Source organism: Lawsonibacter sp. LCP25S3_E2, assembly GCF_052117285.1.
Lineage (GTDB): Bacteria > Bacillota > Clostridia > Oscillospirales > Oscillospiraceae > Lawsonibacter.
In genome coordinates this window covers 1-1,703 of the sequence record NZ_JBQKJL010000059.1, presented here as the reverse complement: position 1 = coordinate 1,703, position 1,703 = coordinate 1, and the positions used below count along the sequence as shown (strand labels likewise).

Annotated in this window: 3 protein-coding genes; 2 read left to right on the top strand and 1 reads right to left on the bottom strand. The window is 46.0% G+C overall.

The window, feature by feature from the left end; genetic code table 11:
- Positions 1-293: 293 nt before the first annotated feature.
- Positions 294-746 (bottom strand): hypothetical protein, encoded by a 453-nt coding sequence (locus ACTQ3R_RS16450; protein WP_441780225.1) that lies wholly within the window; start codon positions 744-746, stop codon positions 294-296.
- Between ACTQ3R_RS16450 and ACTQ3R_RS16445 the strand changes: the two genes are divergently transcribed.
- Positions 746-1,078: a transposase domain-containing protein gene (locus tag ACTQ3R_RS16445; protein WP_441780224.1), complete on the top strand. Its 333-nt coding sequence runs from the start codon at positions 746-748 to the stop codon at positions 1,076-1,078. The genes ACTQ3R_RS16450 and ACTQ3R_RS16445 overlap by 1 nt on opposite strands.
- 68 nt (positions 1,079-1,146) lie before the next feature.
- Positions 1,147-1,569: a LysM peptidoglycan-binding domain-containing protein gene (locus ACTQ3R_RS16440; protein ID WP_441780223.1), complete on the top strand. Its 423-nt coding sequence runs from the start codon at positions 1,147-1,149 to the stop codon at positions 1,567-1,569.
- Positions 1,570-1,703 lie beyond the last annotated feature (134 nt).

Here is a 1,703-nt window from a genome sequence, read left to right as displayed (position 1 = left end):
CGTTTTCGGAATGGGCACCAGAATATTACGGCGGAAGTACCCAACCTTGTTCTCGACATTTCCCTTTTCATTCCCGGATCGGGGATTACAGAAGGTAAGGGAAAATCCATATCTTAACGCTGCCAGATAAGGAAGTACCACATTTACCGCAAGCCACAACAATATCATCGTTCGGGAACTCTTTATAATCATCTCGCATTACAAAGAATGCCTTAATAGAATTGACGTAGTCATCCGGTCTGATTTCGTTCCTCAGCGTAGCAAAAGTCTTGTTTAGAGAATTTGTCGGTATATCACAGATGCTGCGCCGGAATACATAGCTGATGCAAAGACGGATAGTAGTAGACAAACATGCTGTAACCAGACTTTGGCTTTATAGCTCGACAAAAGTTGGTGCAGACCATGCCTTTATCGTATCGGTCAAGAAGAGATTGTGAAATTGCTGCGACACGGCCAGTGGACTGTGTGGGACTGCCACCGGATATTTCCACTACGATATCTCCGGGAAGCAGGCGCTTAGCTGCATAATTTTTGGGAAGGATATATCGAGTTGGCATTTTTCCCTTGTTACCGGCTTTGACTTCCGGTATATCAGCGCCACGGATGCAATAGACCATCTCGGTATTATTTCCGGTAGGAGACTCTTTTCCCCAGTCTCCGCCTAATGTGGACTCGATCAAGTCGGAGAAAGTACCGTTTTCCCAACCAAATCGATCCGCAGAAGATATAAACATGGCGTGAAACAATGCTTTATCTTCGGGTCTTCCTTTCCGACGGCAGAGTTCCCATGGACAATAACTTTGCGGAACAAGCCATCCGTCCTTTTACTCTCGGCCGGAAGAATTTCGTAATCATCGATACTTCTAAAGGTGCACAGGCCAGTGCTATTCTCTACAGTCTCGTTGAGACCGCCAAGGCCAACCACCTGAACCCTTACAAGTACTTCGAACTTCTGCTTACAGAACTTCCCAATCATGCCGAAGATGAGGATCCATCTTATCTGGATGATCTTCTTCCCTGGTCCAAACGAATTCAGAAGTATTGTCTGAGCCAGATCAATAGGCAAAAAAAATCTTAAATTTTCAAAGTACAGATCTATTCTCAAGAAGCCCTGATTCTATCAGGGTTTTCTTTGATTAAGTACTCATGTTTGAGGACTTACGCAATTATGTCAGCAGACGCACGCTGCAGGTCAACGGCAAATACATCCGTGGCTATGGCGTACCGAAGTACAATACCGGCTCCGTCACTCCTGATCCGGTCGCTCCGGGAAAGACCGTGGACGAGCTCGCCAAGGAAGTGCTGGACGGCAAATGGGGAAACGGTACCGACCGCAAAAACCGTCTCACTGCTGCCAGATATGACTATTCTGCCGTGCAGGCCAAAGTCAACGCTCTGGTGAAAGCAAAGAGTGAATCTGCTGTTTTCTATACCGTGAAAAGCGGCGACACCCTCTCTTCCATCGCCCAAAAGTATGACACCAGTGTTTCTGCGATTCAAAAACTCAATCCAACGCTCATCAAAAACGTAAACCTGATCCTGACCGGCTGGAAGATTAGAGTGAAATAACCGAATATCCCATCTGCTATGCCGATAAGGTACAATAAGTTGCGCAAATTGAAAATCGCATAAAAGAAGACATAGCTTGCAGGCTCTGGTAGAATGAAGTTACCACACAAACATTCGAAAGGAGCAAGCAAACT